This window comes from Peribacillus sp. NJ11, assembly GCF_030348405.1.
Taxonomy (GTDB): domain Bacteria; phylum Bacillota; class Bacilli; order Bacillales; family DSM-1321; genus Peribacillus.
In genome coordinates this window covers 2,114,091-2,135,543 of the sequence record NZ_JAUCFO010000001.1, presented here as the reverse complement: position 1 = coordinate 2,135,543, position 21,453 = coordinate 2,114,091, and the positions used below count along the sequence as shown (strand labels likewise).

Here is a 21,453-nt window from a genome sequence, read left to right as displayed (position 1 = left end):
TCCTTTTCTTGTTTTGACTTTATTGTATAAAGGTCTTTCTCTCATGATTCAATTAATAAACGTCATAAAGCACAGGTGCAGTCCATTTTAATGTCTACTTCTGCCAATTAATTATACCGTCTCAGGATAAAAATGGCTCTTTTAAAGTCATGTAAAATCAATGGCGCCTTCCGGGATTTCATAAAACGATTGTGTAAAGCGCCAATAACCTCGCTGTCCCTTAGAAATAAAGAAAGCAGGTACCTTTACTGGGTTCCTGCTTAAGAATATAGTCGATTCCCGTTTAAAATTGTGATACTGCTCAGCGTGATTAAATGAAATCAGGACGAAAGAAGTATGATTTCCTGATTAATTCCACATACAGAATTGCTCATTTATTCTTTTTTAAGCTCATCCCCATTAATAATAAACATTGCATCATGTTTCCCACTATTTAAAACTATTTTGATGATTCCTTCTCCAGACATTGATTCAAATGAACGAATTGCATCGCCTTTTATTTTTTTAGAGAATACCTTTTCTCCCTTTGAATTAATTACTATACATTCTATTTCACTACCAGATTGATCGTTCTTTATTGAAATAGTATTATCTTCTTTTAAAAGAGTTTTTATATCAAGCGTTTTCTCTTTACGAAGGTTACCTGAGATACTCATATCAGCCACTAATTCTGTTGAGTCTTTTAAATATGTTGTATTAATTTCAATGCCATCCCGTGCCATTGTTCCTGAATCTGTTAAGGTATTCATTAAGATTAGTCCAAGCAGCATGAAAGCACCTATTACCAATATTAATTTTTTCAAATACTATCATTCCCTCCTTTTAATTCTCTTTTCAAAAAATCGGGATAGGAATATTTTAAAAAATCCCAGCACCCTCCTTAAGTGATATTACTACAGTAATGGTTAATATAGGTATTTTTAATTATAAAAATCACAATAAATTGAAAAAACAACAGAAATATGTGCTTTTAGCATCATTTTTACTATAAAACAAGGAAAAGGGACGTTATAAAATTAGCTTGTGCAAAAAAAGCCTGCCGTTAAATCGGCAGGCTTCAGTTTATCGACAAAAGGGGGTTCGGAATGGTCTCATTCCGAACCATGATTTTAATGAGACTTGGTTATCCTCCATGTTTTTTTACTTTTTTATATGGATGAAACCCTCATTGGATTGAAGAAATTTGCGACACTCCTGCCGAATAACTGGCTAGACGAGACCCCACAGACGCTTGCGGCAAGGAGGCTTGGCAGACAGTCGGCGGAAAGGGAGCGGATTTCTGAAATCAATTGGAACGTTTTTCAAAGAAAAAAACTGTAGGCAAACTCGCTTTCTACGATTTTGTCTACAGTCTGAAGCCAGCCTTTGATTCGGCGGGCTTTTTTACATTATCTACAATCTTCCCAAACAGGTGAACAGAAACTTGCCAATCGAGTGGAGGATTCGACATAATATAAAAATGCCAGGGTTTGGGCATGACACAAAGAAGGTTTTCATTATGTCGAAGGTAATAATTGGTGGCTATATATTCGTCATCAATTAGAAGATTTAGAAACACCATGTTCGGAGATACTGGATACTAATTTATTGAAAAAATGTATCGCTTACTACAACGAAGTTTTGTCTCGACATCAGGAAGTGGATGGTCCATGCGTAGTTCATATGGACTTTCGTCCAGGTAACATATTAGTTCTTAATGAATCAAAGATATCTGGGCTTATTGATTTTGAAAGTGCCCATGGAGGTCCATCTGAAATAGACTTCACAAAGATAAAGCAGTATGAATGGGACGTGTACCCAGAGACTAAAGAGGAATTTATATTGGGATACAAAAGCATCCGGACCTTGCCAAATTTAGAAACTTTTCTACCTTTTTATTCTTTTTACCACGCATTTAGTGGAGTAGCTTGGTGCAAAAAACGTGGTATTGAAAAGAACAAAGAATTCCTTGCCGAAAATATACAAACATTGATAAATATTGTTGGATGATATGTGCTCCTAGTTTTGCAATGGTTTACTTAAATGTAATTTCATTTTGATTAAAAAATCTGATTGCCCTTAGAGTAGGGCTAATCAGATTTTTTGTTCCAAATATTGTCTTAGCGTATATTTTTGTTAAAATGTTGGCTGTACCCCTTGATAAGCTAAATCCGAAAATGGATACATTACTAAAAGTTGAAAAGGATAACCTTAAAAACTTGGCACGAAGGCAAAAACGCTGACGTTGGTTACTTTAAAACTTTGGATCCACACTGTTCACTAATCTATATCCGAATGCCTTGGTGCCAGGAATTAATTTTTTGTCTCCATTGATTTATTACCTTGATTGCATCAAAGTATAAATAAACTTATTATTTCGACTCCCAGGTAAAAGTAACAGCACTTTTAGGAGGAAGAGTATAAGTAAAGAATGCCCCTCCATCATTCACTTGAAATTCTTGATCTTTTTCACTTGGATTTGAGGCAATTAAAACGTTAGAGTGATCAGGGTTTTGATAGGCTACGGTTTCAATTGTTCTCAGGTATGTGGTGGAGGCAATCCGAACGGCATCAGACCTAACAAATTTACTGGCGTGTCCAATGGCGTAGTATTCTACATTCTTCTTCACTTCACCGGTTGCTTGATTAATCGTTACAACCCCACGGCAGTTCTCACAGCCGCCATTTGTGGGCCCTCCATTTTCGTCGAGTGCGATATTCCACATCAATACGTTTTTTGCCCAATTCCGAGGGGCACCAATGATAATATTGGACATTTGCCAGCTTAAATTATCCCCAAAGTCTTCGCTCCATTCCCCGCTGCTACATTCGGTAAAATAAATATTTTTATCAGGAAAATTTGTATGGACTTGGGTCATTGCAGCCGGAGTACCTTCATAACAGTGAAACGCAGTACCATCTGTATATTTTTTTGCGTCCTCATTTTGAAACAAAGCTGTAGTATAATCTAAAGCCCCCTCCCAATTATGATCATAGGAGATGATTTTCGTTTCGATACCGTTCGACTCAAATACTGGACCTAAATAATGTCCAATGAATTTCGCCTGTTCTTCTGCACTCATGCTCATCGTCGGATAATTGGGTGAAGTAAATTCAGGCTCATTTTGAATGGTAATGCTATCAATAGGAATCCCTTTTTGTTCGTAGGCCTGTACATAACGAACAAAATAATTAGCATAGGCTCTATATATTTCCTCATTGGTATAGTCTAAGTACCGGCCATTGAATATTTTTACACCATATTTCATCCAGGGTGGGGCTGTCCATGGAGATCCAACAATCTTAATATCTCTTTTCTTTGCCAGGACAGCCTGAAAGGTAGTAATTACATCTTGATCTTTTTCGATGGAAAAATGGTTTAGTTCCAAATCCAGCTCACCATTTGTATCATTATATGTGTAGCTGCTTGGATTCCCATTCTCATCTACAGAAAAATCAGAAGCCCCAATGGTATGCCGAATATAGTTGATATTAATTCCGTTAGAGGTGAATAAGTCATTTAATAAATATTCCCGCTTCGATTCATCCATTTTTTTATGAATCAAATAGGCAGAAGAACCAGTAATGGCTGCTCCAAAACCGTCCATTGTTTGATAAGTTGTATTACGATCAATTGTTATAGTTTGCACATTTGTTTTTTCCTTGTCTGAAAAAAGAATAGGGGATTTACTAGTTAACAAGTTCTTTTGATCACCAGTCGTAAGCCAAACAGAAACTTCTTTTTCCTGCGAAATTTCTTCCCTTTCAAGATAAGAATTGAATCGACTAATAAACATTATAAATAACACCAGGAGAAGGAGGATTAAGATCGTTCTTTTCCGATAGGAATTCATTTTCTCACCTCATCTGAAAAAAATTCCCCACATGAACGTAAATTCATTGTGGGGAAAAGGATTATCTTCTAGATAGACTGTCCCTATTATTTGGGTTAATACGTTTGTTTTTGTTTGCTTTATTCGTGTTTGCTTTTGCTAGATTATTTTTATCTGAATTTGCATTGCTCACTTGATTAAAATTCTTACTGTTATCATTGGAAACAGTGATACTACCTTCTAAGCGAATATCAGCAGAAGAACTACCAACGTAAATAGGTACTTGACCCGAAGGCATTACCCATTCATTTTTCTCTTCATCATAATAAGCGAAGGCTTTTGCATCGAGTTTAATAGTTACTCTTTCTTGTTTACCAGGCTTTAATTCTACCTTCTGGAAGCCTGCTAATTGTTTTGGCGCAGTCTCTACGTCTGTTGGCAGTTTGCCAGTATACACTTGTACAACCTCTGATCCGGTTACATCGCCTGTATTACGTAAGTTTAATGATACTTTAAAGGTAGGTTCTTCTGAGTCTTTTGAAGAGGTTACCTTTGTTTTTAAATTCTGGTAGCCAAATTCTGTATAAGATAAACCATGTCCAAAGGAGAAGGCTGGCTTTATCCCAGCTTTTTCAAAGCCACGATACCCTACAAAAATACCTTCTGTGTATTTTGACACTTCGTCGATACCAGGGTATTGTTCTTCCGATGATACTGGTGTTGAATCTTCATCGACTGGGAAAGTAACAGGTAATTTACCTGATGGATTTACATCTCCAAATAATACGTCAGCAATAGCATTCCCCTGTTCTTGTCCGGGATACCAAGCTTGTACAATAGAAGCAACATTATCTTTCCAAGCTCCCATTTCAATAGCAATACCACTTTCATTTACAACAACCACATTCTTATTCACTTTTGCAACTTCTTTGATAAGTTGTTCTTGGTTATTTGGTAATTCCATATCGGAACGATCTACATAACCTTCACTATCAAACGTTCTTGTTACTATAACAGCTACATCTGATTTTTTCGCCAGCTCAACTGCATTAGCAATATTATCATCTACAACATCGTCAGCAGCTTCCCAGCCGAAACGTAATTGACCGCCATCATCATTTCTAGAAGCATTTGGATAATCTGTTTTATATTCAATCTTAACATCATAGTTTTTATCTGCTTCTAATGTTACAGTTTTCTCTTCAGTGCCAAGTTCTTCTCCAGCATTATCTATAACGAGATTGCCATCAATATATACTTTACTAGAACCATAGCTAGTGGTAGAAAGTTTGTACTCACCAGATTTTGGTACGTTGATTACTCCTGTATAGCTTGCCGACATCATGCCATTTAAATTTGTAGGAAGTTTATCTAATTTAGAAGATTGAGCATTAAAGCCTTCGAAATTATAAAATCCTAGATTTAAGTTAACTTGTTTTGTTGTATGTTCAAAGACCGGGTCGCCTTCCATATTTTTATTCGACCAGTATTCTGCTTTTAATCCATTCTCTATTGCATCAGCTGATGGCTTTAGGAATGCAGATGGTATAGAATTTGGTCCTGGAAGAATATCTCCCGCACTAATTGGATCTGTTCCAGCCGCATATTCTACTTTTACATTTTTCCCTGCACGGTTTTTAATCCCTTCAAGTGGGCTTACAGTATAAGTAGGATTCACAAGAGAACTACCCCCACCCGCAGCAGAAGCAGTATCTGCATCCGGTCCGATTACAGCAATTGAATCTAGTTTTTCCGTATTTAACGGTAAGACATCTTTTTTATTTTGAAGTAAAACCATTGCTTCTGCAGCGATTTGTCGAGCAATTGCACCATGTGCTTTTGCGTCAATTTCATTATTTTGCACAGTGTTATCAAATAAACCTTTATCAAACATTTGATATAAAATGCGATACGTACTTTGGTTTATTGTTTCTTCACTTACCTTTCCGTTCTTCACTGCTTGTACTAAGTGATCGCCCCAAAAACCATTAGGGTCTCCAGGCGTTTCAAGATCCAACCCAGCATTAATTGATTCTGAAGTACTTACGTTTGCCCCGTAATCACTCATGACAAAGCCAGCAAAATTTAGATTTCCTCTCAATAGTTTCGTTAGGATATCTTCATTTTCACAAGCATACATACTATTTACTTGGTTAAAGGAACACATCACACTACCTAAATCTGCATCTTTTATCACACTTGCGAAAGGTCTTGCATATATTTCGTTTATTGCTCTCTCACTTGCTTGTGAATCACTTGTGAAGCGATCTTTTTCTTGATTGTTTAATAGATAATGCTTCGCTGTAACTAATACATTGTTGTTTTGAACCGCATTCACATAATTTGTAGCCATTTGTGATTGTAAGTATGGATCTTCTCCTAAGGATTCAAAGTTCCTTCCTCCAAAAGCATTTCTAGCAATATCTAATCCAGGTCCTAACAATACATTGTGTGTTGTATTAAATGCTTCATTCCCAAGTAGATCCCCATATTTTTTAGCCGTTTCCGTATTCCAGGTTGCAGCTAATCCAATCGCAGCAGGCAAAGCAGTCGATTGTTTATTCTGCACATCCGGATTTGCAATCCGGACCCCGACAGGCCCATCTGCCATTGTTAACGCGGGAATCCCATATTTCTCTTCTCCCTTATTATAAAAGCCATAATAATTGTTCAAATTACCGGTGATAAAATGTACTTTATCCTCCAGTGTCATTGCATCCACCAACAAATTAGTTCTTTCTTCAGCAGAAAGTTCCTTGTTCATCCACGGAAACGAATTTGCCTCAGCAGATGTCGTCAGTGGAATAGTTACCATACTAAGAACCAAAGTAAAAATAAGGCTTAGTACGGTAAGTTTCCGTTTCCCATCTAATAAACCAACCATTTTTCCAGCTCCTCTTTCAAAATTATTATTGCCTTCTAAATGTTACAGAACAATATTTAATATATATGGTACAATTAGTAGGTATTTGGTATAATTTCAAGGTGTCGAAGGAAACAGGTGAAAATGCCTAACTTTGCTTCATAATCCTTATTATTTGTCGAAACTGGACTTTGGTGAAATGAAAGGGTTTTATATTAAAGGTTAGTAAGTTGAAAATTATACAGATTTTTTAAAAAACGGGTCAAAATAATCATTCGAAGAATTTAGAAAGAGTATTATTTCCGACTTATTGGCGCGGGAAAAGTAGAGTTCTATAAATCAATAATAGGCTATTCCATTATCTATGGGGCTTGGATCTTTTACAGTAAGCTAATGTTATTTTGATATATCTATTTAAAACAAATAAGTTATGTAAAAAAAGGTAAGTGATATGAAAATGAATAGAATGGTTAACAGGAAGGATATTCCATATATTTGCAATCTTATGTTCAAAACATTCGACATACCTGTTTTTTATTTAAATGAGAATAAAAAAGTCACAATTAAATTACCTGAAACTTTTAAAGCTAATCCCTTATTCGAAGGGATTGAAGAGCTTCTTGGTGAAATTACACATTTTTACCAAGGAACTTTATTGCCAGCTATCCATATGACTAATTTTTTGGAGCACTTTCTTGTTCTACGCCTGCCTGGTCATCCATCTTTGGGAACCATTGTGATTGGACCATCTTGCTATAAAGAATTAACCGAGGAATCCAAAAAAATCCTTATAATAGATAACAAGGTGCCAGGCAACTATCATGATCAGTGGTTCCAATATTACGAGAACATCCCAGTGATTAACCAAAAGAGGCTGGCTTATATCGGAACGCTCCTCTATTACCTTGTTTGTGGGAAAACTCTTAAGGTGAACGAAGTATTGGAGCAGTCCTATATTTATTCACCCAAAGTTACCCCAAACGACCATCTTGATGTCATAGTGTCGAATCAGCGTGAAAACAAATTCTTCCATATGGATCCGAGTTTTGAGAAAAATTTGTACCACCTCATTAAGGTTGGAAAAAAGGATGAAGCGTTAAAGGCCTATCTGTCTTTCCCTAAGGAATCGATTGGAACTTTATCCAAACAAAGCTATTTAAGAAGCAGGAAGAATTTTGCCATAACTGCTGTTACGCTTTGGACACGAGCCGCTATAAACGGAGGTTTAGACTGGGAAACCGCATATACAATGAGTGATATTCACATTCAGCATATTGAAGAATTAGAAGCAATCTATAAGGTAGAAAATGCCATTATTGACGCACTTCTTGAATTTGTTGATGTCGAGCGAAGAAATAAGGGGCAAATTGTTTCTAAACCGGTATTGTCCTGTCAAAATTATATTTTTAAGCATTTATATAGGAAGATAACCCTGGAAAACCTTGGTGAGCACACCGGATTAAATCCAAGCTATTTGTCACAGTTATTCATAAAGGAAACGGGTATTCCAGTAAGTGAATATATTCAGAGGCAGCGTATCGAGGAAGCAAAAAGGCTTTTAATTCTTACCGATTATACTGTATCAGAGATAAGTTTCATACTTAATTTTAATGACCAAAGTTACTTTACAAAAGTATTCAAAAAACATACAGACGTTACGCCAAGACAGTTCAGGAATAGCCACGAATTTGAAATCTAGTTAACAGTTTTTCTTGTTACTTTTCTACTGACAAGGGTCGTATTGAGGAATTTAGCCTACTAAAAACAGCGTGAGTATTCTGCTAAAAAGTACCCTATAGAGTAGACACTAAAAAAGTCTACCTATAGGGTACTTTTTTTTATAATTATAATGGGGTACCGCCACATGCCCATTAAGCTAACCCAACGTGATTGCTGTCGCGGATACTATTAAAGAAACCTCTCAAAAAGCGATTGAAAGGTTAAAAAATATGGGTCTTGATGTTTTCACCATGCTCCCCCACCTTTTTCTATCTTCTTCCTTCCCGTTTCGTCTCCAACATCCCTCTCCAATCCAGGATATGCTTAATTCAGTAAAGTCAGGCTGATAAAGGCAATGCCAAATATACAGTACAGAATGAGGGTAAAGGGCTGGGGAAAAATAATATATACCATCATGCTAATGATCATCAGCAGGATGCTGAAGGCATTTATCCTATCTCTCCACATACTCACCTTTGGTCAACTCCTTTTCCATTGCGTTCAAGCGTAAGGTACATTTTCATCGCATACTTCTTCCGGTGCTGCCTGGTCGGCTTTGAGGAAACGCCATAAAAATACTCCTCCCACAGTCAAAGCGAATATCAGCAAAAATAGAGTTACTTTCTTCATCCATCATTTCTCTTTGTTATAATGGCTGTGTGCCTAATTTGTATTTTTTCATTTTTCGTTAGTAAGTAAGCGACTGATAATTTATAATTATAAGATTGAACCCACTAAACAGCCATGTAGCCAAAATGATAAATCCATAAAAATAATTTAAATATTCAGACTTTTAAGGGGTATGAAGTGAATGATCTATAAAACTTTCAAGGTTGTATTGAGGGCTTTGCACAAAGGTCAAACCGAGGAATTCGCCTATGTTTTTGAAGGGAAAAGCCTGCTGATTGGCCGTGCAAGCCAGCACTCCAAAGCTGATTTCAAGCTTTACAATGACTTCGTTTCCAGGGAACATTGCCGGATTTATATGGAGGAAGGACAGCTCTTCATTGAGGATTTGGCAAGCAAACACGGTACCTCGGTGAACGAGATGCCGCTCGTACCGGGCAATCCCTGTCTCATTGAACCGGGGGATTCCATTACTTTGATTAATGGATTGATTGAATTCATGATCTCCATCGACAATGACTTAACACGGGATTTCACGCCGGTGAACCCCGATATCAAGCAAACCGTGGCTATCAATGAGCACCTTCAGACCGTGGTCATCAATGAAGAAGCACCCATTAAAATGCCTACAAAGGAATTCAATTGTTTTAAGTTACTTTATGAGAATTTGGACAACCTTATTTCGAAGGAAGAGATTGTCCAGCATGTATGGCCAGAGAGACTCGGTGATCCCGAGCAAATCGTGACGGCAGAAGAAATCGCTTCACTCCTGTACCGGGTACGGAAACGGTTAAATGGGCACTTCGCCATAAAAGCCGTAATTCAAAAGGGATATTATATGGAATCCATCCTTACATTCAATCTATCGGACTTATAATGACAATCATTCGAAGACATGAAAAAAAGCATTGCTGATTACAATGCTTTTTTTCATGCTTTAATAATTGGTTTAGTGTTTCATATAGTGGAGATGGCCAGCCTGTATCCACCCGTTCCATCCTAATGCTTTTATTTCTTTGGTAAGTCCAGATTAGTGAATTGATCGACTGGAACGACATCTTCTTCCATATCCATCACCTTCAGTACAACCCGGTCTCCTACATTCGTCAATACAACATCGGATAGCGCATTGACCCCAGGGTCCACTGAGAATCTCTTGGCATTACCCTCGACGATTAAATGAAAAACATATCCATTTGGGAGATTGGCGTCGTTGATCCTTGTTACTTTCCCCTTTATTTCTTTCATCTCAAATCCTTTTTGTGGCGTTATACCGCTGACTTTCCCTAAAGATGCAATCAGTTTTTTATAATTCCGGAAAGCTTCGTCTTTCGTTTTCCCGAAGACCACTTGTGGATTATCGCTATTGGCGTAAACGATCGCGACACCTTGAAACTTGCTGCCCTTTGTAACTGGAATGACATAAGTGGGAGCACCGTATATCGTATAGAAAATTCCATTAGTGGCTTTCCAGCCTGGATATTTAGACAAAAATTCACTCGCATTGGCGTTGGATTTTGCTTCCTTTCCAGTTAGAACGGACGTGACACCTTTGTAGTACGTCATTTCACCGGTTTTGGCATTGAAAACACCGTAACCTACCAAGGTTTTGGAGTTTCCTTTTGATTTAGCCCTTGTAAAGTCCACTACATAAATCAATTCGCCTTTTTCGTTAAACGTGACCTGCATATTATCCTCATTAGGTATCAAGACATCTTTCTTCGGCCCGATCAGGGATTGGTTTTTCCACCCGTGAACATATTTCCCCCAGTAGGTCCAATATTCCAGGGCTGTTTCCAGCGTGAATGTTCGATCCACCCATTCAGGTTCTTTTCCTTTTGGGTAGTATTTCGTATCCCCCGTTTCCGGATTCACCAATACCACCCCGTCCACTACGGACCCGCTGCGGTATTTCAAATAATGTCCCACAGAAGCTACGAAGTAGGGCTTTCCATCTTCGTTCGGTTCCAAATATGAATCATGGATGATTTTATTCGGATAGGCCTTCCGGATGGTCCTTTCCAAATCATGATCGAGGTACTGTGAGGGAGCATACAACATCTTCCCTTTTACCATACTTGCCCCTTTATCCGTCGATACGGCGGAAATCAGATTATAACCTGGCGTGTACTCCGCTTTCCCGGCTTTCAAAAATCCGTCCATTTCAATGGGTGAAGTATAAGCCAATTTATCATTTATATTGGTTAGACGGTATTCGCCTTCAGTGAAATATGATGCATTTTCTATTTTATTAATCGCGGCATCGCCTTTTGCGTCTGCCATTTTCACTGTAACAAGCGGCATGGTTTTAATATCTTGAACTTCTTCCAGTTCATTTTTCTTATCGACCTTTGCCAAGCCATGCAGACCTGCGGCAAAAGTGATGGGGTAAAACAACATGATAACCCATGCTGCAATCAAAATGCCCCCTAACAAACTGTTGAAATGTACGTTCCATGGTGTTTTTGGTTTCTTGGCAGTTTCATTTTCCCTCCGATTTCGTCGGGTCATTAAAGATTCCCTGGCACTGTACACATACATTCTTGAATCAATGATGAGAATGAGCCCAAGAATGATGGCAAAACTCGAAAAGAATGCTGCGGCAGTAAGATCCACTAACATAATATCGATAACGAAAAATAATACGGCAGCAGAAACTAAAAGTCTCAGCACCTGTTCAATGAAAAAGGGTATATCCTTTTTGGTGATTGCGTTTGTCCATCTCTGCGGAATCAAGGAAAGTCCCAATATGGCAAATGGTATTTTCATTAAAATTCCTTTTAAGATGAAAACGAGTAGTGAAAGTATCATGGTTTTAAAAATCTCTCCTTGTCAAATATGTTTCCATTTACCCAGTTTATCACTTTTGTGAAACAATTTTACTATTCTTGAAATATGTCGAAATATCATTTCTTCCAAATCATAAAACTTATTTTTTCCAACGATGCTACTTTTTCCGATTCATTGTTTATATAGATGGTGAAGTTCGTTCTTTTCGATGTATAAATACCAGATATTCGATAGGGTCGAACCAAACCATTCGGGAGGGATGTAAATGAAAATGGAATTGGAAACGATACTCGATCAGAGATATGAGATGGGGCTCAACCCCCATTTGGCGAAAGCGATTGGCTTGCAAAAAGCTCTGATGCTGGTACATCTTCATTCTTTGATTGAAGCTTATGGCGTGGAACGGGACGGGAGGGATTGGATTTGCCAGACTTATGAACAATTGCAAAGGCAGATGCCCTTTTGGTCGAAGGGTACAGTCAAACGGACAATCCTTATTCTTGAAAAGGATGGATGCCTTGTTTCATGCAACTATAACAAATGGAAAATGAATAAAACGAAATGGTACAGCATTCGTTACGAATTAGCCATTGATATTTGTGATGGCACAGATAGAACATCGCATTATCTTTGAAAAATGACACTGCGTCATAGAAAAACCAAAGGGGACAAAACCGTATGATTTATGAAGAAACCTACCAATACCTATTAAGAAATGTATCTTCCACTGAATTCGATACGTGTTTGTACGCCTTGCTTCACAGTGATTGGGATGGGGTCATCCAGAGCCCGCTTCATATGATGGCCAGAGGAGTCGGGACAACAGAAAAGTACTTAAGGCAGATCATCAATAAATTCACCGCCCCTCAAGGATCACTAAAAAAAGTGTTTGTGCCTGTTCATCAGGGCGAAGACATTTTATATAAGTTTAACCTGGGGCCTGCAAGCAATCTTGGTTTTAACAGGAAGACGGACCGTTACTGCAAGAAATACCGTTTCTTTTATAGCGATGCTTTCAAAATCTTAACGATTCATGGAAAACGGCTGCTGCTGATGGGCGCTTTTCGAATGTCTGTTTTGAAGTCTGAAGAAGTACTATTCGATTATAGTGAAATCGTTCCTGATTCCAGCTCGCTCTTCACTAGGAAGCGCTTATTGGATGCAATCGATGCAGTCCATGACGCTTTAGGCCATTTAGTGAGGATTTCTTTTGCAAGCAGGGCTTTTTCAAAGAAAGAAGTTCTGGTATTCACCTTTACCGGAGGCGTCTTGGAGCAGTATAAGGAAAATCGGGCGGAACGGACATTGTTGCGAAGAACGATTTTCAACTCTGGTTTCCTTGGGCATATCAATGATTCTGTATGCAGGGAATTGGAACGGATCGGCAAATATATTTTCCGTTCATTTCTACAAGAAGCGACAAATCCAGAGGTTTCCAATGATACCCAACAGGAACTGCTGAAATTAGCCCGTTTCGTCTATTCTCATTCCCTTAAGAAATTTGGCAAGGCCCTTCCTGCCAATAAGCAGTTACTACTGGCACCAAAACAAGCATCTGCCTATTTAAGCAAGATCATTTATAACGAAACCCTGGAACAGATGGTAAAGTTTTCACACCAGGCGGAATCCATCAAAAGCTTGCTTGAACGTGTTCATTTTCATCGGGACATCTCCGAGAAAGCTCTAGGCCGGGAAGTGAATGATTTGGAAATGGCTGACCATATCGAACCCATTCTCCATAAATACCATCAGGCGGAATTCATCCGCAATGTACTGAACGGCTGGTGCGAGACATGGCTCATTTCCCGTGTGAAGACAGTGACCGAAGAACTGAAAGCAGAAGGAAAAAAGAAAAGTACGCATGATGATAAGCAGATCGCTGCCGAATATATGACACGTATTAGAAACGATACATATGGACAGTTGGACAGGCTGTTAACCTTGATCCTTAAATTCGGCAACCATGCAGTGGCCCCGTCTGCCCGGAATTCTCCCCTCACAAAGAAAAAGGAAACCCTCCAATCCTATTTCGCAATCCAAAAGGAGCGTCTGGATGTTCTCTCTATTTCCACTTGCTAACATTCACACGGAGCATTAAGTTTCGTGTGATTCCCCATGCCTTTTCATACAGATTGTTCAAGAGAACGAATCCGTTCTCTTTTTTTGCGGTCTTTGGGGTATGTGGATAACGAATGTCGACTGTGAATTGCAGAGTGACGATTGTGGTTTGGGGATGGCCCACTGTTGATTTCCCCTTTGAATTCGTGGGTTGCATATGTATCATGTGGATAAGGGAACTTGGTCAGCAGGTTGTTTTGACAGCAGACCCTAACCCCTGTAAGGGCATGGGCATTTATAAATGAGTTATCCAAGGGTCTAAGGAAAGGTCTATATAAAGGAACTGAAAAAGATTCTGATCATCAGTATGAACAAGGAGTTGACTGTGGCAGGCCCATTTAAGAAAGGAATGAAAAAAGGCCCCCATTTGAATGGATGACCCTCATACGTTTTATGGTATTAATAATATCTTCCCCGTACTTTTCCGGCTTTCAAGAAGTCTATGTGCATCCGCCCCATTTTCCAACGAAAAAAGAGTCGGTTTTTCAATGAGGATTTTCCCTGACATGATCCATTCAAACAACTCTGCGGTCCTTCTTTTCCGTTCTTCATGGGTAGTCAAGACGTTCCAGAGGTCTCCACCTATCAATGCTTTGGATGTATCCATCAACATTCTCGGATCAATTTTCTCTGGATCTCCGCCCGCCATTCCAAAGAAAACGACCGTTCCACCAGTCTTGGTCGCCTCGAAACTATCCAGCAAAGTTTGTCCTACTGATTCATAAACGACATTAACGCCTTTCCCGCCGGTTACACCCTTAATGGAATTCACCCAGTCGGATCCGTAAAGGAAAACATGATCGGCACCCGCTTGTTTGGCAACAGACGCTTTATCATTTGATGAAGTCAATCCAATGACCTGACAGCCCTTCATCCTGATCATCTGTGTCAGTAATTGACCGACTCCGCCTGCAGCTGCATGGACCAGAATGGTTTCCCCTTCTTTTACTGGATAACTGTCATGAGTTAAATATTGCGCAGTCAATCCTTGAAGTAAAACGGAAGCGGCCGTTTCAAAGGAAATACCCTCAGGCAGCGGTAATAGTTTATCCGCTGGAACTGAAACCAGCTCCGCATTGGCATGGGGAACATCAGCAAATCCTACACGATCACCTGCTTTCACATGATGAACATCTTCCCCGACATATTCGATGACCCCCGCCCCTTCATAACCTAGAATAAATGGAGGATCACCCACCAAGTGATAATTCCCTTTCCTTCTATATACATCAGCAAAATTCAATCCGATTGCTTTCATTCGAACGATCACGGCTGATTTTGAATGTTCAGGTTCTGCAATTTCCCTTACAGACAGGACTTCCGGTCCGCCGAAATTATCAAAGACAAGTGCTTTCATCATCCTAACTCCCTTCAATGGTTCTTTACAATCTTAAAGATATAGGATGAACCCCTTGATGGCAAGAAACACAAATAACCGCCCTGCCCTTAAAGGCTAGAGCGGTCACTAAGTTTGACCCATCAATCGGTATTGGAACCAGGGCCGTTCTTTCGTTTATTCGCAGAATATTCCTTACCGTGTGCTTCATGTTCTGCAATGATGTCCGCTTTCGGAATATGGTTATTCTTTTTCGGTGAACCGGTACGGTTGCGATGTTTTTTACCCATGATGCATCTCCCCTTCATAATGCTATTTATTACGTTTTCTAATGTTAGCTTGTCCGATTATCACCGAAAATACCGGCAAAATAGGCACTTCATAATAAAGGAAAAACCATCGCTGAGACCGAATAGATAGAAAACTGATATATGTGGAGGGAATAATATGTTTCCTGTATTGAACACGGAAAGGTTACGATTAAGGGAAGTTCGTGAAAGTGATGCGGAAGCCCTTTTCCAATGTTTATCAAAAGATGAAGTCACCCGCTTTTATGGTCAGGATTCATTGGAAACTGTCGGGCAGGCGCAGGATATTGTGGCAACTTTTGCGAAAAACTATCTTGAAAAACGAGCGATTAGATGGGGAATTGAACGCATGGATACGCAAGAATTGATTGGTACAATAGGTTTTCATGCCCACAGTCCCAAATACAGACGGGCCGAAATCGGTTATGAAATCCATCCTGCACATTGGCGCAAAGGATTTGCTTCAGAGGCTCTTAAAGAAATTATCGCTTACGGCTTCAACGACCTTGACTTAACTCGCATCGGCGCGGTTGTTTTTCTGGAAAACCAGCCATCCAGTGATCTATTGGTTAAGCTGGGCTTCATCCAGGAAGGAATATTAAGGAGTTATATATACCAGAATGGTGTCCCACATGATACATATGTCTATTCACTGCTGAAGTGAGGGTTCAAGACTGTAGACAAATTCGAAGAAAATTCTGTTTGCCTACAGTTTTTTCTAAAAAAAATTCCAGTTGATTTCAGCAATCCGCTGAATTCAACGTTCAATTGCTTCGAAGCATCCGTTCCCCGATTCCATTTACTTATTCGAGTCGAAAAAAACAGCGAATTGATTTTCTTAATATACCAAATTACCCACAAGAAAAAGTCACTAAAATCATGGCGACTTCCGATTTAGGTGACTACAAGGTAGTCTTTCAAGGCCTGCTGCAGCGTCCCCTTTGTTTCTGCTCTACTTTCGATTTGAACCCCTGAACGGATCATTTTGGTAACCACTTCAGGGCGTAAACCAGTCACTACAGCTTTACACCCCATCATTGCCGTTCCATCGAGGATTTTCAATAAAACATTAATGATTTCAACCTCCATTTCAATGATACCGGATAAATCCAAGATTAAGGTCTGTATCCGTAGTTTACCTATCTCCAGCAATACCTTTTCCTCGATTATCCGTATACGTGAATCATCGATTGTCCCAATTAAAGGAAGGACGCAGGTGGTTGAAGTGATTGGAATAATCGGGACGGACAGATTTTCCACCAAGTTTTGCTGGGCCAGAATCAATTTGTCTTTGTAATCGGAATAACTGACGAAAAAGGATTTAAGAAATACATCAACCTTTTCATTCACTTTTTTCTCTAATTCAAAAAAGGTTTTGGATTCACTAAACACTACTTTTGCACTTTCGAACTTATAAAGAAAGGTCCAAAGTGTTCGGCGGATGGCCTGAATCCATTCCAGCTTGAATGAAAGCGTCAAGGAGTGGGTTGCCCACGTAACTCCCTCTTGTTCGGCAAAGGCAATCATATCCACTTCATTCTGTTCCACTATATAACGGATGAGTTTATGAGCATTATTCAAAAGGTCGACATTTCCAATCAGCAGAATTTCTTCAATCTTATCCCTGACATTGACAGCTTCCGATAAAAGATATTCTTCAAACTCACTTTTATTCTGCAAAAGGAATTCCATTATTTTTTCTTCCTCATAAACAAAACTCATTAGTCTCCACTCCCTTTTAGTAACTTTCAACTGTGACTTTTGTTACTAATTACTTTCTATATTGGTGGAGTTTTTTCCTGCTAAAATATTAGAGATATGGCAGGCATATAATTAAAGCTGGGTTACATCCTCGCCTGAAAAGACATTCTTCGTTGCTGAAGAAAAAATCAGATGGGTGGAAGATTTCCCGTATTTGATGGCTTCATCGACGAATTCTTCCAGTGTTTCCATGGAAAATGTACTTATTTTAATAAGGTAACTGTATTGTCCGGCTAACCGGTGGCACTCCAGAACGTCTGGATGACTTAAGCTAAAATTATAAAAGTCTTTACATCGATCCGTTTCGAATAAAATGAAAGCTGTGATGCTCCTATCAAGTTTTTCAAGGGATATATCCGTTTTATATCCTTTTATCACTCCGCTTTCCTCCAATTTATTAACACGTTCTTTAGTGGCTGGAGCTGTCAAGGAAACTTCATGTGCCAGTTCCTTCATTGACATGCGCCCATTATTCTCCAGCAGGGAAAGTATCTTTTTATCCGTTCGATCCAACTCAATCGCCCTCACTTTTCATTATTAATAAAAATCATCTAAATACATTATAAAATAAATAGAAATGTATTGAATACATAATTAATCGTATGTAATGGGGAATTTCATTTTTATATAATTAATACAAATAAATTTAAGGGGGATACTGCTATGAAAAAAGTATTGATGCTGCTTTCCAATGGATTCGAAGCGGTTGAAGCAAGTGTGTTTACAGATGTATTGGGATGGAATAAATTGGAGGGTGATGGTACCACTGATCTAGTTACGGTGGGACTTCATGAACAATTGAAATGCACATGGAATTTCATCGTGCAGCCCGAATTTACCATCGATCAAGTAAATCTTGATGACTTCGATGCTTTGGCCATTCCAGGAGGCTTTGAAGAAGCCGGTTTCTATGATGATGCATATGATCAGAGGTTTCTTGATGTTATAAAGTATTTTCACAATAAGAACAAAATCATAGCAACGATTTGTGTAGGTTCTCTCCCATTAGGAAAAAGCGGGATATTGAATGGAAGAAAAGCCACTACGTACAACCATCCGACTAGTAAGAGACAGGGTCAGCTAAAAGATTATGGTGCGATTGTCGTTAATGAACCGATTGTCGTCACTGATAATATCATTACATCCTACAATCCTTCAACAGCATTCGATGTTGCCTTCACGCTCTTGGAAATGCTCACTTCCGAAGAAAATTGTAAACATGTGAAGGAATTGATGGGGTTCCAATAAGAATGGCTCTTATCCGAATGAATTCGGAACCCTCAGACTGTATACAATTTGGACGTTGATTTCCGATCCAGGCACTCGCTTTCCGCGGGCGGTCCGGGAGCCTCCTCGGCTTGCGCCTGCGGGGTCTCCCCTAGACGCGCTTTTCCCGCAGGAGTCTCGCACCTTCCTCTCCAATCAAAACCCAAGGAGTTGAAGGTGTTGCTTTGGTCATAGGTTCGGAAATTATTTTATGAAAGATACGTTTTCCGCTCCCTTTCTCCTACAGTCTTTTCAAATAGAACTGTGTGAAAAAGTATCAGCCAACCGCTGGATTTTCGAAGGCCAAAAACGGAACAAGATGAATGATGAAATAAAAAAACCAGTTCTATCAATTAGATATAATTGATAGAACTGGTTTTTGATCTAGGTTTAGCTTCGCTGGCTGGCGAAGTCCATTAGATTCGACAGTTATTTATAGATTAATCATTTAATTCACCGAGTCCATTTTAGGGCGATGGAGAGTAGAATTTCTAGAGTCAATTCACCATAAAGTCGAGTTAACTTTCAGAATATCCGAACAGCTGCATAGTGAGGATTAAGGAGTTTTTTTTACAAAAATAAGCAACACTAAGTAAGCATAACTGGTTCGCTGTGCTTACGAAATTATTATTTATCAGATGTTTCCGATGTGCCTTCCTCACTGTTTTTGAGGTAAACTTCAGAAATTCCATTCATGCCTTCCAATAGTTGCGCTTTCGTATATTCCATATTGCCAACCAGTTTATTATGCTTCTCATCATTATTCTCTTCTACAAGTTTAGATTCTGAATCAGTCACAATATTCACCTCCATCATTTAGGATGGCAAATAAAGATGGAAATATGTATGACAGGCGACGATGATAGACACTTTACAAAATGGTCCATTTTAGTGAAAAATTCCAGGCCATACATAAGACCTTCCATTAGGTTAGATCCTTTAAATATGAAGGAAAAGCTTATTTTATGGATATTTTTAAAAAATCAGCTGTTTTCATGAAGCTAAAAGGATATACTAAAGGATAGCTTTTATTTAATTTTTAAAAGTATTTTTTTTGTGTTGCACTTTGTGCAATATTTTACAAGTTTTTCTAATTATATTAACAAAATGCTTATTGTAAAGGAGAATTGGATATGTCAGAAACGATTACCCAATCACAGACTGAACAACTTAATGACCGCCAAAAACAATTAGATGTACTGGACCAATTATTAAAGCCTGAGGTTCAGGAATCCTTGAACACTTTAGTTGAGCAGTTACCAAAGCTGACTGAGATAGTGAATATTTTAACAAAGTCTTATGATTTTGCTCAATCAGTAACGACTGATGATGTTTTGAAAAATGATACGGTCAGCGCCATTTCGGAGATCGCAGGACCTGTGGTCGATTCAGTGAAAGGGCTTGCGGCCACTTCCATCGAAGCTAAGGATCGCGCCGAAGTGAATAATGATGTGATCGGTCTTTTTGGTCTGTTAAGAATGATGAAAGACCCGCAAGCGCAAAAGCTTTTCCGTTTCGCCCAAGCTTTTCTTGAAGTCTCTTCAGAACGTAAAAACCAAAAATAATTTGATAAACTTTCAATCAGTAAGGACGGGGGATTAACTATGTCAAAACAAATCGTCATCTTAGGTGCAGGTTATGCTGGATTACTATCTGCCTTATCCGTACGTGAATATTACAAGAAGGATGAAGTGCAGGTTACAGTGGTGAACCAATTTCCGACGCACCAAATCATCACCGAATTGCACCGTCTTGCAGGCGGATCCATTTCTGAACAAGCTGTTTCCATTCCTTTGGAAAAACTTTTCAAAGGAAAAGATATCGACCTTGCCATTTCAAAAGTGGAGTCTTTCTCAGTCGATAAAAAAGAAGTGAAGCTTTCCAATGGCTCCACTTTATCTTATGATGCCCTGGTTGTTGCTTTGGGAAGCCAAACAGGATTCTTCGGCATTCCGGGACTTGAGGAAAACAGCATGGTCTTGAAATCCGTAAATGATGCAAACAAGATTTACAAACATATCGAAGATCGCATCCGTGAATATGCACAAACGAATAATGAAGCGGACGCAACGATCGTGATCGGCGGCGGCGGCTTGACGGGCGTCGAGTTAATCGGTGAAATCGTGGATCATTTCCCTAAAATCGCCAAAAAGTTCGGAGTGGACTTCAAGGACTTGAAAATCAAGCTTGTGGAAGCTGGTCCAAAAATCCTTCCGGTCCTGCCTGATCACTTAATCGAACGTGCCATGACAAGCTTGGAAGCACGCGGCGTTGAATTCTTGACAGGTCTGCCTGTTACGGGTGTTAAAGGAAACCAAATCGAATTAAAAGATGGACAAACTATCGTTGCCAATACGCTTGTTTGGACAGGCGGAGTTGCAGCCCTTCCTATCGTAGGCGAATCAGGCCTTGAAGTGGATCGCGGCAAAGCGGCCGTCAATGAGTATTTGCAATCCAAATCCCATAATGATGTATTCGTCGTCGGGGACAGTGCCCTTGCTTTCCCTCCAGAAGGCGGACGTCCATACGCTCCTACTGCACAAAATGCTTGGCAAATGGGTGAGCTTGTTGGATACAACCTATATGCAGCGTTTGAAGGCAAGAAACTCGAAGAATTTTCACCTGTAAACTCAGGTACACTTGCGAGCCTTGGCCGTAAGGATGCGGTGGCAACTGTTGGAGCCAATAACACTTCCCTAAAAGGTCTGCCCGCTACTTTGATGAAAGAAGCAAGTAATATTCGCTATCTATCACACATCAAAGCCCTATTCAGCTTGGCTTATTAATTTATTATAGCCGTGACATGCATTTACATGTCCGCGGTACATGCCCTTTATTCCCCGTCATTGGGAG

General features: G+C 39.2%; 20 protein-coding genes. 9 read left to right on the top strand and 11 right to left on the bottom strand.

The features are described from left to right. Positions 1-374: 374 nt before the first annotated feature. On the bottom strand, positions 375-803 hold the full coding sequence (locus tag QUF86_RS10585) for a hypothetical protein (protein WP_289314929.1): 429 nt from the start codon (positions 801-803) through the stop codon (positions 375-377). A 784-nt stretch (positions 804-1,587) separates the two neighbouring features. Here QUF86_RS10585 and QUF86_RS10580 point away from each other — a divergent pair. Beyond that, positions 1,588-1,989, top strand: coding sequence for a phosphotransferase (locus QUF86_RS10580; protein WP_289334281.1), 402 nt, complete (start codon positions 1,588-1,590; stop codon positions 1,987-1,989). A 362-nt stretch (positions 1,990-2,351) separates the two neighbouring features. On the opposite strand, the gene QUF86_RS10575 is transcribed toward QUF86_RS10580, so the two are convergent. Beyond that, positions 2,352-3,776 carry a glycoside hydrolase family 30 protein gene (locus QUF86_RS10575; protein WP_289334280.1) on the bottom strand — a complete coding sequence of 475 codons (1,425 nt, stop codon included), beginning with the start codon at positions 3,774-3,776 and terminating at the stop codon, positions 2,352-2,354. Between the two features lie 118 nt (positions 3,777-3,894). Further along, positions 3,895-6,696 carry a beta-glucosidase gene (locus QUF86_RS10570; RefSeq protein WP_289334279.1) on the bottom strand — a complete coding sequence of 934 codons (2,802 nt, stop codon included), beginning with the start codon at positions 6,694-6,696 and terminating at the stop codon, positions 3,895-3,897. A 430-nt stretch (positions 6,697-7,126) separates the two neighbouring features. On the opposite strand from QUF86_RS10570, the gene QUF86_RS10565 reads away from it, so the two are divergent. After that, the gene (locus QUF86_RS10565; protein WP_289334278.1) at positions 7,127-8,374 is read left to right on the top strand and encodes an AraC family transcriptional regulator; all 1,248 of its coding nucleotides are present in this window, start codon (positions 7,127-7,129) and stop codon (positions 8,372-8,374) included. Positions 8,375-8,895: 521 nt separating this feature from the next. Here the strand turns inward: QUF86_RS10565 and QUF86_RS10560 are convergent. Continuing rightward, a complete protein-coding gene (locus QUF86_RS10560) occupies positions 8,896-9,024 on the bottom strand; it encodes a hypothetical protein (protein WP_289314924.1) in 129 nt (42 codons plus the stop codon). A gap of 181 nt (positions 9,025-9,205) precedes the next feature. Here QUF86_RS10560 and QUF86_RS10555 point away from each other — a divergent pair, with 181 nt between their 5' ends. Continuing rightward, complete coding sequence (locus QUF86_RS10555) at positions 9,206-9,898, top strand: FHA domain-containing protein (protein WP_289334277.1); 693 nt, start codon at positions 9,206-9,208, stop codon at positions 9,896-9,898. Positions 9,899-10,029: 131 nt separating this feature from the next. Here QUF86_RS10555 and QUF86_RS10550 read toward each other — a convergent pair whose 3' ends face one another. After that, entirely contained in the window at positions 10,030-11,790 is a 1,761-nt protein-coding gene (locus QUF86_RS10550) for a hypothetical protein (protein ID WP_289334276.1), read from the bottom strand. Positions 11,791-12,076: 286 nt separating this feature from the next. On the opposite strand from QUF86_RS10550, the gene QUF86_RS10545 reads away from it, so the two are divergent. Further along, complete coding sequence (locus QUF86_RS10545; RefSeq protein WP_289334275.1) at positions 12,077-12,445, top strand: hypothetical protein; 369 nt, start codon at positions 12,077-12,079, stop codon at positions 12,443-12,445. A gap of 44 nt (positions 12,446-12,489) precedes the next feature. Next, positions 12,490-13,890, top strand: a complete 1,401-nt coding sequence (locus QUF86_RS10540) for a hypothetical protein (RefSeq protein ID WP_289334274.1) — start codon at positions 12,490-12,492, stop codon at positions 13,888-13,890. Here the strand turns inward: QUF86_RS10540 and QUF86_RS10535 are convergent. The 3 genes from QUF86_RS10535 to QUF86_RS10525 all read right to left on the bottom strand — a co-directional run bounded on the left by QUF86_RS10535 (position 13,874) and on the right by QUF86_RS10525 (position 15,555). Beyond that, a complete protein-coding gene (locus QUF86_RS10535; RefSeq protein ID WP_289334273.1) occupies positions 13,874-14,053 on the bottom strand; it encodes a hypothetical protein in 180 nt (59 codons plus the stop codon). The two genes, QUF86_RS10540 and QUF86_RS10535, sit on opposite strands and share 17 nt — an antisense overlap. 267 nt (positions 14,054-14,320) lie before the next feature. Next, entirely contained in the window at positions 14,321-15,286 is a 966-nt protein-coding gene (locus tag QUF86_RS10530; RefSeq protein WP_289334272.1) for a quinone oxidoreductase family protein, read from the bottom strand. A 122-nt stretch (positions 15,287-15,408) separates the two neighbouring features. Continuing rightward, on the bottom strand, positions 15,409-15,555 hold the full coding sequence (locus tag QUF86_RS10525) for a hypothetical protein (RefSeq protein WP_141994063.1): 147 nt from the start codon (positions 15,553-15,555) through the stop codon (positions 15,409-15,411). Positions 15,556-15,712: 157 nt separating this feature from the next. On the opposite strand from QUF86_RS10525, the gene QUF86_RS10520 reads away from it, so the two are divergent. After that, positions 15,713-16,237, top strand: coding sequence for a GNAT family N-acetyltransferase (locus QUF86_RS10520; RefSeq protein ID WP_289334271.1), 525 nt, complete (start codon positions 15,713-15,715; stop codon positions 16,235-16,237). Between the two features lie 230 nt (positions 16,238-16,467). Here the strand turns inward: QUF86_RS10520 and QUF86_RS10515 are convergent, their stop codons facing one another. Next, entirely contained in the window at positions 16,468-17,295 is an 828-nt protein-coding gene (locus QUF86_RS10515) for an STAS domain-containing protein (RefSeq protein WP_289334270.1), read from the bottom strand. A gap of 111 nt (positions 17,296-17,406) precedes the next feature. Further along, complete coding sequence (locus QUF86_RS10510) at positions 17,407-17,847, bottom strand: Lrp/AsnC family transcriptional regulator (RefSeq protein WP_289318290.1); 441 nt, start codon at positions 17,845-17,847, stop codon at positions 17,407-17,409. 150 nt (positions 17,848-17,997) lie between these two features. On the opposite strand from QUF86_RS10510, the gene QUF86_RS10505 reads away from it, so the two are divergent. Further along, on the top strand, positions 17,998-18,582 hold the full coding sequence (locus QUF86_RS10505; RefSeq protein ID WP_289334269.1) for a DJ-1/PfpI family protein: 585 nt from the start codon (positions 17,998-18,000) through the stop codon (positions 18,580-18,582). 645 nt (positions 18,583-19,227) lie between these two features. Here QUF86_RS10505 and QUF86_RS10500 read toward each other — a convergent pair. Continuing rightward, positions 19,228-19,398 (bottom strand): hypothetical protein, encoded by a 171-nt coding sequence (locus QUF86_RS10500; RefSeq protein WP_289314914.1) that lies wholly within the window; start codon positions 19,396-19,398, stop codon positions 19,228-19,230. Positions 19,399-19,733: 335 nt separating this feature from the next. On the opposite strand from QUF86_RS10500, the gene QUF86_RS10495 reads away from it, so the two are divergent. Then, positions 19,734-20,165 (top strand): helical membrane plugin domain-containing protein, encoded by a 432-nt coding sequence (locus QUF86_RS10495; RefSeq protein ID WP_289334268.1) that lies wholly within the window; start codon positions 19,734-19,736, stop codon positions 20,163-20,165. Between the two features lie 39 nt (positions 20,166-20,204). Further along, a complete protein-coding gene (locus QUF86_RS10490; protein WP_289314912.1) occupies positions 20,205-21,386 on the top strand; it encodes an NAD(P)/FAD-dependent oxidoreductase in 1,182 nt (393 codons plus the stop codon). Positions 21,387-21,453: the final 67 nt, after the last annotated feature.

Excerpts from the sequence above, each read along its gene's own strand:
- QUF86_RS10575 (WP_289334280.1), bottom strand. The coding sequence starts at position 3,776 with ATGTTTATTAGTCGATTCAATTCTTATCTTGAAAGGGAAGAAATTTCG.
- QUF86_RS10570 (WP_289334279.1), bottom strand. The coding sequence starts at position 6,696 with ATGGTTGGTTTATTAGATGGGAAACGGAAACTTACCGTACTAAGCCTT.
- QUF86_RS10565 (WP_289334278.1), top strand. The coding sequence starts at position 7,127 with ATGAAAATGAATAGAATGGTTAACAGGAAGGATATTCCATATATTTGC.
- QUF86_RS10560 (WP_289314924.1), bottom strand. The coding sequence starts at position 9,024 with ATGAAGAAAGTAACTCTATTTTTGCTGATATTCGCTTTGACTGTGGGA.
- QUF86_RS10555 (WP_289334277.1), top strand. The coding sequence starts at position 9,206 with ATGATCTATAAAACTTTCAAGGTTGTATTGAGGGCTTTGCACAAAGGT.
- QUF86_RS10550 (WP_289334276.1), bottom strand. The coding sequence starts at position 11,790 with ATGAAAATACCATTTGCCATATTGGGACTTTCCTTGATTCCGCAGAGA.
- QUF86_RS10545 (WP_289334275.1), top strand. The coding sequence starts at position 12,077 with ATGAAAATGGAATTGGAAACGATACTCGATCAGAGATATGAGATGGGG.
- QUF86_RS10540 (WP_289334274.1), top strand. The coding sequence starts at position 12,490 with ATGATTTATGAAGAAACCTACCAATACCTATTAAGAAATGTATCTTCC.
- QUF86_RS10530 (WP_289334272.1), bottom strand. The coding sequence starts at position 15,286 with ATGAAAGCACTTGTCTTTGATAATTTCGGCGGACCGGAAGTCCTGTCT.
- QUF86_RS10525 (WP_141994063.1), bottom strand. The coding sequence starts at position 15,555 with ATGGGTAAAAAACATCGCAACCGTACCGGTTCACCGAAAAAGAATAAC.
- QUF86_RS10520 (WP_289334271.1), top strand. The coding sequence starts at position 15,713 with ATGTTTCCTGTATTGAACACGGAAAGGTTACGATTAAGGGAAGTTCGT.
- QUF86_RS10515 (WP_289334270.1), bottom strand. The coding sequence starts at position 17,295 with ATGAGTTTTGTTTATGAGGAAGAAAAAATAATGGAATTCCTTTTGCAG.
- QUF86_RS10505 (WP_289334269.1), top strand. The coding sequence starts at position 17,998 with ATGAAAAAAGTATTGATGCTGCTTTCCAATGGATTCGAAGCGGTTGAA.
- QUF86_RS10495 (WP_289334268.1), top strand. The coding sequence starts at position 19,734 with ATGTCAGAAACGATTACCCAATCACAGACTGAACAACTTAATGACCGC.
- QUF86_RS10490 (WP_289314912.1), top strand. The coding sequence starts at position 20,205 with ATGTCAAAACAAATCGTCATCTTAGGTGCAGGTTATGCTGGATTACTA.